The organism is Paenibacillus sp. FSL L8-0638 (assembly GCF_038593075.1).
GTDB lineage: Bacteria > Bacillota > Bacilli > Paenibacillales > Paenibacillaceae > Paenibacillus > Paenibacillus polymyxa_D.
Window position 1 is genome coordinate 311,834 of record NZ_CP151960.1, and the last position, 12,996, is coordinate 324,829.

Consider the following 12,996-nt stretch of genomic DNA (forward strand, 5'->3'; position numbering starts at 1 on the left):
ATGTGCATGACCCAAAGGAGGCAAAAAACGATGACTGAATCGACGAAAAGAGTACGTATTTCCCAATGGGACGCGCTCTTGCTGGAATCATTACGCTCTTTAGGCTGGTCCCAAGAGGAATTAATCCGTCGGGTGCAGCAAAATGAGCTGCCAACGGACGGACCATCCGATTTTGATTATACAGAGCTTGTCACCGGGCTGGTGTCCCAAGAGCCGGAGGTGTTTGTCAGCGCGGTGACGGATGGATATCAGATCAAGTACAATACGATCCGGGGCATTCGTTCGTGGATTGCCGTTGCGTTCAAGCGGGAGCCTGAGCTGTCACTGGAGGAAGGAAGCGAAGCCGTTACATCCGAACTGACGAAGGCTGAGTATGATCGGCTTGGGCGGGTACTGTCATTAGGCTGGGTCATCCAGGAAGTACGTCCCGCGGAGGGCGAGACTTCAGGATTATACCGAATTGTACCTGCTTCACAGACGAATTAAATCCTGGGGATGAAGTAATATACTTTACCAGTTGAAACGAGCTGACGTGGAGGCCAGCTCGTTTTTTTATTGCAATCCTTCTTCATCTTTTTTATTCAGCATAACCAGACTATTGTGAATGATTCGTGTCATGCAGTAAAAGAAGGCCATTCTGGTGGTTTGCATAATAGCTCCCAACAACATGGACATCGATTCCATTTGGGAGAAATGTAAGATAAGAATCCGGTTAATAATTCCTTCACCAAACCAGACAAAATATAGCGGAACAATCATCTTTTGAATATAACGAGCTTTACGCTCCAATTCGGGGTGGAGCGCAAAGTACCTATAAATATGGGTGAATGTATTGGAGAATCCCCACAAGTTAATAAAAGGAATCATGCGAGCAATGGCTCCCACGGTACGAATCGGATAATCGGAATGTTTTTGCCGGATGGCTTTATGTACTTGAACTAGCCAGATCAGATAGGTTACAAAACACATGTAGTACAGAACAAAGCTAAAGACTGTAAATTTTTGCTCCAACTCGTATAGATGATCATAATAAAAATCATTTGCGTAAATATACACTAACGTAAAAATAAGGATAATAAATTCACCTATAGTGCCCACCGCTAGCAAGGCTTGGTGTACGCTGCCAGCTGTCTTGGATGGAAATGCTTTGGAATCTGATTCATTCAAGATGTACTTCCTCCCAGTCTAGTTGCTTCAAATACACGATAGCATCCTCCAGTGTTTCTACGGGGATAATGCGCAGCTTGAGTCCATGCTCCTTTTGGACTCGGGCAGCCTCTGCTTCGTTGCCTTCCTCCCCATACCATTCATAATCTGCCGGTACGAAAAATAGATCAACCTTTGCCGCCTCGGCTCCCAGCAGTTTTTGCTCCAGCCCACCGACCGATCCGACATCTCCGTATTCTTCCATCGTGCCAGTGCCTGCAATTTTGTGACGTCCGCCATCTGAAAAGTCGATGTTATTGGCTTCCTCATACAGTCCGATGCCTGTCATCAGACCCAAGGAATTCCCCGCAAGATCCTGCAAATGAGTCAATAGCTCCGCATAGCGAGCATCTTCCAATTTGCTAAGATTCGAGAAAGTTGTTGAATCACCACCTGTTTCGCTGTCTACACTTAATTCCGTCGCTGCATGTACAGCTTGCATAGCAGAATATTTTAGCGTGTCCGTCTCTGAAAGGTCCTTCAAATAAGAGTCCACTTCATCAGGGGCAATGGGTTCAAACTTAATCGCACCCCCGGATACATTTTCACTGGAATATACATTCCAACGCTCCAGGAGATTGTTAGCAATACCCGTTTGAACAGACGCAAAAAACACGCTTCCCTGAACGCCAAGATCTTTGACCGGATGCATTTCTCCTTGCAAAATATACTGTGCAGGCATAGGCCGTGTTCCAATAAAGGCGGCGATAGCCGGGATCAGCAGCAGCGCGAAAATGAGTATACGTTCTTTGTTAATGCCAAATATCTTTTTGAGGAGATATGGATTACGGCTTGGCACCTCATTCACAACCTTTCCAACTGTTCTCATACGGATATCATCGGTTGAAATGATTAGAAAGGTTACATTTTTCACCATAAATGACCGATAAGAGTATAGTAGTATACATATTTTTAACGCTCTGCCAGATCACCGACGCTCTTTTTTTATGCTATATTTTATACATAAGGAAAATTAGAGAGCTGAGGTGCAGCATGACATCAATGACTATTGTCGAATCATCCGTCAAACCAGGATTAATGGCTTTTCAGGCAAGCACTGAAGATCAGGAGCAGGTTCAGGAGTTAATTTTAAAGACGGCCAGGTGGCTGCACAGCAAAGGCTCTACGCAATGGGGACGCTTACTAAAAGGAAAAGATGATCACAACCTAGGCGGCGCTATTGCACGTGGAGAAGTGATTATTTTCCGAGCATCAGAGGATCATGGCTTGGCAGGCGCAGTGATCTTGCAGCAGCAGCCCAGTGCATGGGACCGTAAGTTGTGGGGATTAGACGAAACGGATTCTGAGGGAGGAACCTCAGTATATCTGCATCGTTTGGTTGTGAATCGCGATAACACCGGGAAGGGTCTAGGCCTTGAGCTGATGCAATGGATTGAACAAGGTATCCACTTTACAGGCAAGGATCGAATCCGTTTAGACTGTATTGCGGGCAATGACAAGCTTAGCGAGTTTTACAGACAATGCGGTTATACGTATATAGGCGAAACGAACGGCTATAATACTTTTGAAAAGATGCTAATAAAGATTTAGAAAACTGAATTATAGCTCAAGGAATACGAAAGAAGGAAGCAGGTGATCTGCATTCTTCTTTTTTTGTTGTGCAGCCTTTACTTTCCCTTGATCGCTGTCATATCAGAGTCCTCCAAAAGAAAAAATTTATATGAAAATGAAAATGGGGATATCGTGTCTCACCCTTTTACATATGATGATAGGGAAGTTTTGTAAGCGTTTCAAAATAGGAAGGCATACAACCAAGTGAAGCTACAGGAGGCGGTTAAAGTGGACGATTACATGAGCTGGATAAAGATTGGATTTTTCCTCATCGTTCTGTTTTTACTTGCAGCGGCATGCAGTACCTCTCCCAAAATAGAGAACACAGACGGGCAAAAAGTGCGGCTTACGATGCAGGTTTGGGGTAATCCTGCGGAGGTAAAGGTGTATCAGCGGGCACTGGATGCATTTGAAAAGGAAAACCCGAATATCGAGGTTAAGCTGGTGCCTGTACCGGGAGACCAATATGAGCAAAAGCTGTTGACACAGCTTCAGGGAAGTCGCGGACTGGATGTGTTTTATTCGTATGAACCGACGATTGCGCGTTTGATCGGGGCGAAGCAGGTACAGCCTTTGGGTGAGTTTTTAAAAAGTGATGCGAGTGATGTGAAGGCTGAGGATTTTTCAGAAGGATTGTGGGGACCGGCAAAGCGTGATGGGGAAATCTATGGGGTCACTCCCGACTCAAACCCGATGGTCATGTATTACAACAAAAAGGTATTCAAGGAAGCAGGCGTGAAGACGCCGCAAGAATACTATGACGAAGGCAAGTGGAACTGGGATGCCTTTGAGGAGGTTACATCTAAGCTGAAGGTAGCTGGAAAGCAGGGTTATATTGCGGAAAACTGGTGGGCTCACTGGTATTCATGGGTGTGGTCGAATGGCGGTCAGATTTTTGATGAACAAGGAAAATATGTGCTGGACCACAATGAAAAGGGCAAGGAAGCCTTCAGTTTTATGTACGATATGGTGAAAAAGGGAAATGCGGTATATCTCGGATCACTTCCCAAAGGGCAAGGGGCTGACGCGATGTTCATGTCCAATCAAGTCGGTATGCTGGCGGCGGGAAGATGGCTGGAGCCCTTGTTTAGTCAAAATAAAAGCCTCGACTTTGATTATATCTACTGGCCATCCAATACCGGAAAGAATGAGCCCGTTGCCATTCCGGTTGCCTATGTAGCTGTAAATAAAAATAGTCCGCATGTGCAAGAGGCCATGAAGCTGGCAGCATTCTACGTCTCTGTGAAGGGGCAGGAGGCGCGGCTGGTTGAAGGTGGGAATGCCATGGGTACGCTTGCTGCCGCAGATGAGAGCATTATGAAAAAGGCGACCATTGAGCATTCAAGCTATTTGACCGAGGGACGTAACATAGGGCATGCTCATGGATCTGCATTGGCCTTTGATGCTCAGGTGCCGGGGTTGAACTCGGATATCACGGAGACCATCGAGCTGATGTTCTTGGGCAAGCAGGATGCTACGGTAACCATTGAAAAGTTGAATCAGATCATATCCAAGGCGGTCAAGTAGGCACGGGATGACCCGTTCACCGGGGAGGAAGGTGACCAGATGCAGAAAAAGCATCAAGCGCTGTGGGGCTGCCTTTTCATTGGCCCCCAGCTTCTTGGTCTGTTATGATTTTGCAAAAATTGTCTTCTAGGTTCTGATTAGTTACCCCTTAAAAGGTCAGAATTTCGCCTTAAAAACAAGCAAGGAACGTCGATATTTTGGTCATGGATAACCAATCTTCCCGTGAGCAGAAATTATATAATAACCTGCTTGAGGTATACTCAGATGATGTATTGCCGTGAATATTATGAATCATCAGAGAGGCATGCCCAAATGAATGGAGGGTGCCGCGAAACAGCTAATTTACAGCTGATTTGCGACACCCTCTTTAGTTGTTCGGACGGAAATGTACTCGTATTTCATGCTGTTTACGTCATCAACATACTATCTTCGCCAGTCCATTGAAATTTCTTCTGTACTATTTGATAATCTAGACACAACAGAAGAAACGATTGACTCATATTCAAAACTACGAAAGGAGAATGCGAGTGAAATAGACTTTTACGTTATGACGTCTTGGCAATCATTCAGGGCGAGGTGCGGCTGGCCCAAGCCCAATTGAGCAGAGCCAATTCAGCGCTACCTCATGCAGCACGTTGATGTTGTCTACCTGACAGTGTTCTAATCCGCCAAGTCGTCTATCCTCTATCGGGAAGAACGTCTTGTTTTTCGAACCCGCTTGCTCATAATTTTTCAAGGCTTGTGTCAGCGGATTTGGCTGAACCAATATCTCCTCCGCTCCGTGCATTACAAGAAGCGGACATTCTATCTGGTGGAGCACGCCCTCAAGATCATAGGCAAAACGCGGATTACCCGCAAAGTCCTCCAAGCTTTTTGCCCCCAGAATTCTCATGCCATGTGCGGCCAGACTCGGTGGCATCCATTTAAGCATTGCATCCCAATCAAAGGCGTGCGTACCGCCGTCGGAGATGACGGCAGCAATCCTGTGATCGAACGAAGCGAATCGCAAAGAGTCGTAAGCCGCAAAACTCTCACCGTGCACGATAATCTTATCGGGATCGACTTCCGGCCGAGTTAGAAGAAAGTCGATTGCTCGGGAATGGAAAGCCTCACTATCAGCTCGTCTTCCTTTTCCCTTTTCGTACAGCGAGAGGCCGGTGCCAGGCTGGTCATAGACCAGAAAGTTATATCCACACGAAATAAAAGCGGGACCTAGCCAGAAATAGTTTTCAATTGACCACTCGTCGCCACCGTTGAGAGCAAAAAGGGTCGGCTTCGGACCTTTTATCCAGGAAGGGGAGAAGAAGTAACCATCCAGCTTGACATCTTCGTAATCGACTTGGATCTTCTCCGGTTGGACATCGAAGTACTTTCCGGCAGCTTCGAAGAGTTCATTTACTTTCTTAAATACACGGATTTTCTCGGTGTCATCATCCATCACCGCATATTCCGCAATTCTGTAGTAATTGCAGGCACGAATGTAGCAGTTTCGTGCTGTATACCAGTTTCCAGCCGTTTCGGCCTCCTTGCCGTGTTTTTCCAATGCCTGAGCCGTTATGAGCCATTCCCTGTGCCACGTATCTTTGTCATCGGGGTCGATTTTTTTGCAGGCCTCGTAGATCTCGGTGACATCCGTAGCACCGAGGCTTGCCATACCTAAAGCTTTGGTGACTTGGTATGACATCATGTAGTGATTGGGCCAACGGCTGAACTCAATTGACATTGTAACATCCTCCTTTTCCAGTTCTAGTTATTGTAGTTTTTTTACTACAAGTAATTTTTACAACACAAAGATAAAGCTTTTTTAAAAGAAAAATAAATGTTTGTAAAGAGAATATAAAAAATTATAAAACACTGAAAAAATAAAAAAGGCTGCTGCCTGGGTGTTCACAGCTGGCAGCAGCCTTTATCTCCTGTAGTAAGAGAAAATGTGCAAAAATAAAATCAGTGTTGTGCGGCCAAGGGAAGGCTGAATCTTATCCCCAAACCGCCATATTCGGAAGGGTAGGCGCAAATTTCGCCCCTATGATGTTCAATAATGGATTTACAGCTTGCAAGCCCCAGCCCCAGTCCGCCCTTTTGGATTTGCCGCGATTTATTCACAGTGAAAAATTTGAGGAACAGAGAAGATATATCCTTTTCCGGCACTCCAATTCCATTATCCTCGATTTGAAAAAAGGCATACTGTCCTAGCGGGTATCCGGTCATATACACTTTCAGCTTATTTTTCCCTCCATATCTTACAGCATTGCTAAAGAGGTTGCCGAAAACCCGACGTATCATCGGTTCATTGACCATCAGCAATATATTTTCCGTAAATGAATGGCGGCAAGTAAGCTCGTTGTCAAGTCCTTCCAACTCATACTCATATTCAAGGGCAATGTTTTCAAATAATTTTGATGCTTTTACAGGTGTAGCTACCATAGATTCCAACTCCAGTTTTTCTTTGGTGAAGCTGGAAAAATCATTGATGAGTTCAACCATATATCCTGACTTCTTTTGAATCAAATCATAATATTCCTGCTTTTCAGTTTCTGGTAAATCCTTGTGCGTAGCCAGCAGTTCAGTAAAACCATTAATAGATGTCAAGGGTGTTTTCAAGTCGTGGGCAATTGCCGCGATCATATCGATCTGCTCTTTGTGGGCGAGTTGAAGCCGGTGCTCCATCTTATTGAAGTGTTTATAAAGTTCTCCGATCTCGTCATTACTTCTCAGAGCTAGCGGAGGCAGTGGATGTACAATATTTACTTCTTCAAGCCTGGTATTCAGAAGCTGAATGGGTTTCTCTATGCAAAAATGAATATAGATAATCAGAATAATAAATATGAAACAGGCAATTGCAAATATGGGCAGGAGCAATGCTATATATCGCGAGTCCAGCAATGAACTGCGTATAGGGGAATATACTGCAAAGACAAGCTTCAGGTACATTCCAATCGAAAACATGAATATTATAAACATCAGCAGGAACAAAAGAGGAAGCTTTATTTTCAGTTTCATAACTATTGCTCTCTTTCCGTGTATTTATATCCTATGCCCCATATTGTTTTAATAAAGTCATATTCAGAACCAAGTTTCTTACGGATATTTTTTATATGAACCGTTACGGTATTTATTTCTCCGTATTCATCTCCCCAGACGTTTTCATATATCTGCTCACGAGTCAATACATTATTGGGGTGGCGCATGAGGATAGACAGAATCTGAAATTCCTTCGTTGATAAGTCGAGCTTCCTGCTATTCAGGAATGCTTCAAACGTCTTATCGTTCAAAATGAGCGGAGAATCCGCCTTTTCGTTACTGGGACTAAGTTCATCCCACTCTTTAAAAAGCCTGTCCACTTTTCTGAAGTGAGCCTTTATCCTGGAGACAAGCTCCTGAATACTGAAAGGTTTGGTCATGTAATCGTCTGCTCCTATTTCGAGCCCGACGATTTTATCAATGTCCTTATCACGCGCACTTAAAAACAAAATTGGAACATTATAAGAATTTCGGATACTTCTGCAGACATCAAGTCCATCCATATCAGGCATTACTATATCAAGAACGATGAAATCAATGTGATTTTCTTCCAATGCAGATAAGGCTTCTTTCCCAGAATATGCCGAAATTATTGCAAATTGCTCGTATCTTAAACTCTTTGTGATGAGTTTTACGATTTCTTCATCGTCGTCTACAACTAATATCGTTTTTAGCATATTTATACCTCCCAGCCGCTTTAAGTGGACTGAATTTATAAAACAAGAGCCGCATGATCCTCTCGCATTGAAAAAAGTAGCGCTCAAAGCGTCTCTGCGGTCGAGCTATGCACATATTCCAGCTTGAAGGCCTGCACATAGCTTTTGACGTAATGTCCGGGAGTGTGTCTAATCAAAAGACAGTGTGAAAAGGCTGAAAACCATCACAAGTTTTGGTTTTCAGCCTTTTCCGATAAAGTCCATCCGAGCTACGCACTCCACATGACTTTGATAGGACTCAAATGGGAAGATCATGAAACATGGTATACCTCAAATGGGAAGATCATGAAACATGGTATACCTCAAATGGGTATTCCGCTCCAAATCCCTTACTGATTGAAATCAGTAAGGGATCATGGCTCTATAGTAACAGCTATTATCGTAATGTAAAGGGAGATGTAACGCACATTTTGGATTACACCGACCCTTCGGGTCTTAAAACTCTGAGAACCTTTGGAACAGGGGATGCCGATTTTTCGTATGGCTACTCCTTTTTGTATTTTTTTCGGTACTGTAGCGGGGTGTGCCCGGTAAGATGCTTGAATACACGACCAAAGTGAGCGATGCTGTCAAAACCCGTTTTTTCAGCAATGGAAGTCACTTTCCAGTTTGTTTCTCTCAAATACGCACGAGCCTGCTGGACCCGCACATCTTGAAGATATTCTACTAAGGTAAAACCTGTTGTCTGCTTGAAAATACGGCACAAATACGTGCTGCTAATATAAAACTGCTCAGCCAGCTGATCTAGTGACAGGCTCTCGGCATAATGAGCATGCAGGTATGCGATGACTGAGTACACGCGTTGCTGCTTTTCGCTACGTTCCGGTGCAATGGTATCGGCAGTGGCCGATTGTATGCGCCGGATGCGGATAAGGAGCTGGAGTAGCAAGCTTTGGAGATATAGTTGGCGGTAGGCATGTTCTTGGTAGTATTCATCCAGCATTTGCTGGAATAGATGCTCCAGCTCGCATTGTTCTTCCGCGGAGGGGCGAAGCAGAAAGCTTTTTTCTGGCAGAAGAGGCTGGTTCTGATCGCTGGAGGGAGAGACAGTCATTGGCGAGGCTGCAAATTCTTCATCAAAGTTAATCAAAATCCGTTCATGGCTACCGCTACCCTTGTTACTTGTACGGTGAAAATCATGTTTGCTAATCCAAATCAGATCGCCCTTCTGAAGCGCGTATACCCGCTGATTAATGTAATAGTAGCGCTCTCCTGCCAGCAAATAATAGATTTCGTGCGCTTGGTGGACATGGTCGGCGGACATGCTGAATGGCACCGTCCGCAGCGCTTGCTCAATGGCAAAGCGGGGTGTAGCGATCATATCGATAGTCTCCTTTAATGAAAGAATACATAAGGATAATATATGTATATTTTTTGGGAAAAATCATAATAAAAGCGAAGATTTCGCTCTTTCTTATACTATAAAATAAAAGCAATTCATGTAAAGGGTGTGAACCAATTGGCTAAAATCAAATATGCACTTGTGGGTACCGGAGGAAGAGCCGAATTTTTTTACGGTGAAGTTGTTACCGTTTTCAAAGATACTTCGGAGCTGATCGCGTTCTGTGACGTCAATCAGACGAGAATGGATTATGCCAATCAGCTGTTACAGGAGAAATACGAGCATGAGCCGATTGCGACCTATAAAGCACACGAGTTTGATCGGATGATCGCGGAAACGAAGCCGGATATCGTCATTGTCACGACCATTGACCGGGTGCATCACCGGTATATTATCCGGGCGATGGAGCTGGGCTGTGATGTCATTTCCGAGAAGCCGATGACGGTGGATGAGGACAAATGCCAAGACATTCTGGATGCCATAGAACGCACGGGACGAAAGCTGCGCGTCACCTTTAACTACCGCTATGCGCCGCATAATACGAAAATCCGCGAGATTATTATGGACGGAACGCTCGGAGAGGTGCTGTCAGTCAATTTCGAATGGCTGCTGAATACACAGCATGGCGCGGATTATTTCCGTCGGTGGCACCGGGACAAGCGTAATAGCGGCGGTCTGCTAGTGCACAAATCGACGCATCATTTTGATCTGATGAACTTCTGGCTCGGCTCGAAACCGGAGACGGTGTATGCGATGGGGGATCTGAAATTTTATGGGCGGGAAAATGCGGAGCAGCGTGGCGCGACGGAGTTTTATCAACGGGCTTACGGCAGCAAGGCAGCGGAAAATGACCCTTTCGCGCTACACCTGGACCGTAACGAGCATCTAAAAAGCATGTATCTAGACGCTGAGCATGAGGATGGCTATGTGCGGGATCAAAGCGTATTTGGCGACAATATCAGCATTGAAGATACGCTGAGTGTCATGGTGAAGTATCAGAACAAGGCGGTGATGAACTATTCACTGAATGCTTATATGCCTTGGGAGGGCTTTATCATCGTATTTAATGGCACGAAGGGACGTATGGAGGTTCGGGTATCCGAGCAATCCTATGTTAATTCCGGTGGCAGCAAGGCAGATGAGGGTGCGATAAAAGAGAAGACCATCACCATCTATCCCCACTTTGCAGCACCTTATGAGGTCGAGGTAGAAGAAGGCGTAGGTGGTCATGGCGGAGGAGATCCAGTTATGCTGCGGGATATTTTTGATAAGCCGGCAGAGGATCGGTTTCATCGTGCGGCCTCACATATCGATGGTGCATGGTCCATTCTAACAGGCATCGCCGCCAACCGCTCTATGCGTACAGGTCAGCCAGTGAAGGTGGAGGAACTGGTGCGTTTGTAATGAGTAGTAAATTCAATACCGAAAAGCCCCCTCTAACTAGATTGAACAGAGGGGGCTTATTTTGGTATTCAAATATAGAATGCACCTTACATCTTACGGCACTTTATTTTATTATTTATCGGCAGTCAGTTCCCGGGTCCCCAGTTGTTGTACAGGACGATGATTGTCGGGGAAAATGGCAGCAAACTGGTTGATTTGGTCTGCGGACATTTCAATAGGCTGCTCCAGCACTGTCCAATTTACATGTTCTGTGCATGGCGGGGTAGTCAGCGATCCGTTGTAGCGAACGGAGTGCAGGTCTTTTGGCAGCAGCGCAGCGAGATTTATTTCTTCATCTAGAGCCACCGCTTCTTGGGAATTATCCTTCGGTAGTTTGGACCAGATGCGGTTGAAAGCCTTGTTTTCTTTGCCACTTTGGATAAGGACCCCTAAGACAGCTGTGCTTCCGTTGTCGCTTTGATGGACAAAATGAAGCTCCATTTCAGCATTTTTACCATCTATTTGGTGTTCGCTCGGGTGATGAAAATGAAACTGCTTTAAAGTGAATTTAGTACCGTCCAGCATGATACTATTGCTGGCATCGGCAACATTGATTTGCACAGTGTGCCCATTATTCAAAATGGATGCTTTCGTATTAGTGTAATGAACTTGCAGCGGTTGCTGTGTTTGCGATGCTTCCAGATGGGTATGCTCTATATTGACAGGAGATTGTTCGTGGCCGTTACCACAAGCAACAAAATCTTTTTCCAGCTCTCCCCAATGTTCCGGTCCCTGATCTCCTTCATAGGACCAGTGTGGGCCTTTCTGAACAACTGCATGAGCGTTGTTAACTGATGAGGATGAAGTGCTAGTGGTACTAGAAATGGCGGGCTGTGAATTGCATCCTGTTACCGATACAACCAAGATAATGGAAAATATGCTGAACAGGCAACCTTTCCAGTTTTTTTTCATGTTTCTTTATCCTTCTTCCAAAATAGAATATGTGAAACTTTTTACATTGTAAATTATTGTACAAAGTTCCTACAAGGGTCCAAGGACTTAGAAAGAAGCGTTTTTGGATTAAATAGTTTTAAGTTAGATTTATATTTGTCCTTTTTGGGCAAAAATTACTATAATAATGAGTGTACATTACAAAATAATTCCATATCTATTTAAAGGAGAGATCTACATGAAAGCAGCAATTGTTACAAAAGACAAGAAAGTCAGTATAGAAGAGAGACCTTTGCGTTCCTTGAAGCATGGAGAAGCGTTAGTCCAAGTTGAATACTGCGGAGTTTGCCACACAGATTTACATGTGAAAAATGCAGATTTCGGTGATGTCACAGGCAGAGTACTGGGACATGAAGGTATTGGAAAAGTCATTGAATTAGGTGAAGGAGTAACCAGTCTTAAAATTGGTGATCGCGTAAGTATTGCCTGGATGTTCGAAAGCTGCGGTCATTGTGAATATTGCCTAACTGGGCGGGAAACGCTGTGTCGTGAAGTTAAAAATGCCGGATATACGGTAGACGGTGCAATGGCAGAGCAATGTATTGTCACAGCTGACTACGCGGTCAAGGTACCAGATAGTCTTGATCCTGCCGCTGCAAGTAGTGTAACTTGTGCAGGGGTTACAACATATAAAGCAGTTAAAGTAAGTGAAATCAAACCAGGCCAATGGATCGGTATCTTCGGCATTGGCGGCTTGGGTAACCTGGCGGTGCAATATGCCAAAAATGTATTCAATGCTAAAGTTGTAGCCTTTGACATCAGTGATGAAAAACTAGAACTGGCCAAACAAATTGGTGCTGACTATACCGTTAACAGTATGAAAGAAGATCCGGTCGCCCGAGCCAAGGAGTTAACAAACGGTGCTGGTCTGGATGCAACCGTGGTTACTGCTGTTGCCAAAACACCTTTCAACCAGGCCATCGACGTTGTAAAAGCTGGCGCGCGTGTTGTTGCTGTAGGTCTTCCAACCGATAAGATGGATCTGGACATTCCTCGTCTGGTTCTGGACGGCATTCAAGTTATTGGCTCCTTGGTCGGCACTCGTGAAGACCTTAAAGAAGCGTTCCAGTTCGCTGCAGAAGGTAAAGTCGTCCCTCTTGTACAAAAACGTCCGCTCGAAGACATTAATGAGATCTTCGAGGAGATGGAGCATGGCAAAATCCAAGGGCGCATGGTCATTGATTTCACAAAATAAAACGGAATCTAATTGGTAACCCT

At 44.8% G+C, this 12,996-nt stretch carries 12 protein-coding genes; 5 read left to right on the plus strand and 7 right to left on the minus strand.

Annotation, left to right across the window (positions count from 1 at the left end):
- Nucleotides 1-30: 30 nt before the first annotated feature.
- On the plus strand, nucleotides 31-486 hold the full coding sequence (locus MKY35_RS01325) for a hypothetical protein (RefSeq protein WP_342445372.1): 456 nt from the start codon (nucleotides 31-33) through the stop codon (nucleotides 484-486).
- Between the two features lie 66 nt (nucleotides 487-552).
- Here MKY35_RS01325 and MKY35_RS01330 read toward each other — a convergent pair whose 3' ends face one another.
- Both MKY35_RS01330 and MKY35_RS01335 read right to left on the minus strand, forming a co-directional pair.
- The gene (locus MKY35_RS01330) at nucleotides 553-1,167 is read right to left on the minus strand and encodes a hypothetical protein (protein ID WP_342445373.1); all 615 of its coding nucleotides are present in this window, start codon (nucleotides 1,165-1,167) and stop codon (nucleotides 553-555) included.
- The gene (locus tag MKY35_RS01335; protein ID WP_029516883.1) at nucleotides 1,160-2,035 is read right to left on the minus strand and encodes a S16 family serine protease; all 876 of its coding nucleotides are present in this window, start codon (nucleotides 2,033-2,035) and stop codon (nucleotides 1,160-1,162) included. Before MKY35_RS01335 ends, MKY35_RS01330 begins: the two co-directional genes overlap by 8 nt.
- Before the next feature lie 164 nt (nucleotides 2,036-2,199).
- On the opposite strand from MKY35_RS01335, the gene MKY35_RS01340 reads away from it, so the two are divergent.
- Both MKY35_RS01340 and MKY35_RS01345 read left to right on the plus strand, forming a co-directional pair.
- Nucleotides 2,200-2,757: a GNAT family N-acetyltransferase gene (locus MKY35_RS01340; protein ID WP_342445374.1), complete on the plus strand. Its 558-nt coding sequence runs from the start codon at nucleotides 2,200-2,202 to the stop codon at nucleotides 2,755-2,757.
- Nucleotides 2,758-3,006: 249 nt separating this feature from the next.
- On the plus strand, nucleotides 3,007-4,305 hold the full coding sequence (locus MKY35_RS01345) for a sugar ABC transporter substrate-binding protein (RefSeq protein ID WP_342445375.1): 1,299 nt from the start codon (nucleotides 3,007-3,009) through the stop codon (nucleotides 4,303-4,305).
- 562 nt (nucleotides 4,306-4,867) lie between these two features.
- Here MKY35_RS01345 and MKY35_RS01350 read toward each other — a convergent pair.
- The 4 genes from MKY35_RS01350 to MKY35_RS01365 form a co-directional block, all read right to left on the minus strand.
- Nucleotides 4,868-6,028, minus strand: a complete 1,161-nt coding sequence (locus MKY35_RS01350; protein ID WP_342445376.1) for an alpha/beta hydrolase — start codon at nucleotides 6,026-6,028, stop codon at nucleotides 4,868-4,870.
- A gap of 221 nt (nucleotides 6,029-6,249) precedes the next feature.
- Nucleotides 6,250-7,305 (minus strand): HAMP domain-containing sensor histidine kinase, encoded by a 1,056-nt coding sequence (locus MKY35_RS01355; protein ID WP_342445377.1) that lies wholly within the window; start codon nucleotides 7,303-7,305, stop codon nucleotides 6,250-6,252.
- A 2-nt stretch (nucleotides 7,306-7,307) separates the two neighbouring features.
- Nucleotides 7,308-8,003, minus strand: a complete 696-nt coding sequence (locus MKY35_RS01360) for a response regulator transcription factor (RefSeq protein ID WP_342445378.1) — start codon at nucleotides 8,001-8,003, stop codon at nucleotides 7,308-7,310.
- A gap of 523 nt (nucleotides 8,004-8,526) precedes the next feature.
- Complete coding sequence (locus MKY35_RS01365; protein ID WP_342445379.1) at nucleotides 8,527-9,363, minus strand: AraC family transcriptional regulator; 837 nt, start codon at nucleotides 9,361-9,363, stop codon at nucleotides 8,527-8,529.
- A 138-nt stretch (nucleotides 9,364-9,501) separates the two neighbouring features.
- Between MKY35_RS01365 and MKY35_RS01370 the strand changes: the two genes are divergently transcribed.
- The gene (locus MKY35_RS01370; protein WP_342445380.1) at nucleotides 9,502-10,788 is read left to right on the plus strand and encodes a Gfo/Idh/MocA family oxidoreductase; all 1,287 of its coding nucleotides are present in this window, start codon (nucleotides 9,502-9,504) and stop codon (nucleotides 10,786-10,788) included.
- 111 nt (nucleotides 10,789-10,899) lie between these two features.
- On the opposite strand, the gene MKY35_RS01375 is transcribed toward MKY35_RS01370, so the two are convergent.
- Nucleotides 10,900-11,739, minus strand: coding sequence for a carbonic anhydrase family protein (locus MKY35_RS01375; protein WP_342445381.1), 840 nt, complete (start codon nucleotides 11,737-11,739; stop codon nucleotides 10,900-10,902).
- A 217-nt stretch (nucleotides 11,740-11,956) separates the two neighbouring features.
- On the opposite strand from MKY35_RS01375, the gene adhP reads away from it, so the two are divergent.
- Nucleotides 11,957-12,973: an alcohol dehydrogenase AdhP gene (gene adhP, locus MKY35_RS01380; RefSeq protein ID WP_165149234.1), complete on the plus strand. Its 1,017-nt coding sequence runs from the start codon at nucleotides 11,957-11,959 to the stop codon at nucleotides 12,971-12,973.
- Nucleotides 12,974-12,996 lie beyond the last annotated feature (23 nt).

What these genes read in the sequence shown, in the direction of transcription:
- MKY35_RS01360 (WP_342445378.1), bottom strand. Translation starts at nt 8,003, where the DNA reads ATGCTAAAAACGATATTAGTTGTAGACGACGATGAAGAAATCGTAAAA.
- MKY35_RS01365 (WP_342445379.1), bottom strand. Translation starts at nt 9,363, where the DNA reads ATGATCGCTACACCCCGCTTTGCCATTGAGCAAGCGCTGCGGACGGTG.
- adhP (WP_165149234.1), top strand. Translation starts at nt 11,957, where the DNA reads ATGAAAGCAGCAATTGTTACAAAAGACAAGAAAGTCAGTATAGAAGAG.
- MKY35_RS01355 (WP_342445377.1), bottom strand. Translation starts at nt 7,305, where the DNA reads ATGAAACTGAAAATAAAGCTTCCTCTTTTGTTCCTGCTGATGTTTATA.
- MKY35_RS01350 (WP_342445376.1), bottom strand. Translation starts at nt 6,028, where the DNA reads ATGTCAATTGAGTTCAGCCGTTGGCCCAATCACTACATGATGTCATAC.
- MKY35_RS01335 (WP_029516883.1), bottom strand. Translation starts at nt 2,035, where the DNA reads ATGAGAACAGTTGGAAAGGTTGTGAATGAGGTGCCAAGCCGTAATCCA.
- MKY35_RS01340 (WP_342445374.1), top strand. Translation starts at nt 2,200, where the DNA reads ATGACATCAATGACTATTGTCGAATCATCCGTCAAACCAGGATTAATG.
- MKY35_RS01325 (WP_342445372.1), top strand. Translation starts at nt 31, where the DNA reads ATGACTGAATCGACGAAAAGAGTACGTATTTCCCAATGGGACGCGCTC.
- MKY35_RS01375 (WP_342445381.1), bottom strand. Translation starts at nt 11,739, where the DNA reads ATGAAAAAAAACTGGAAAGGTTGCCTGTTCAGCATATTTTCCATTATC.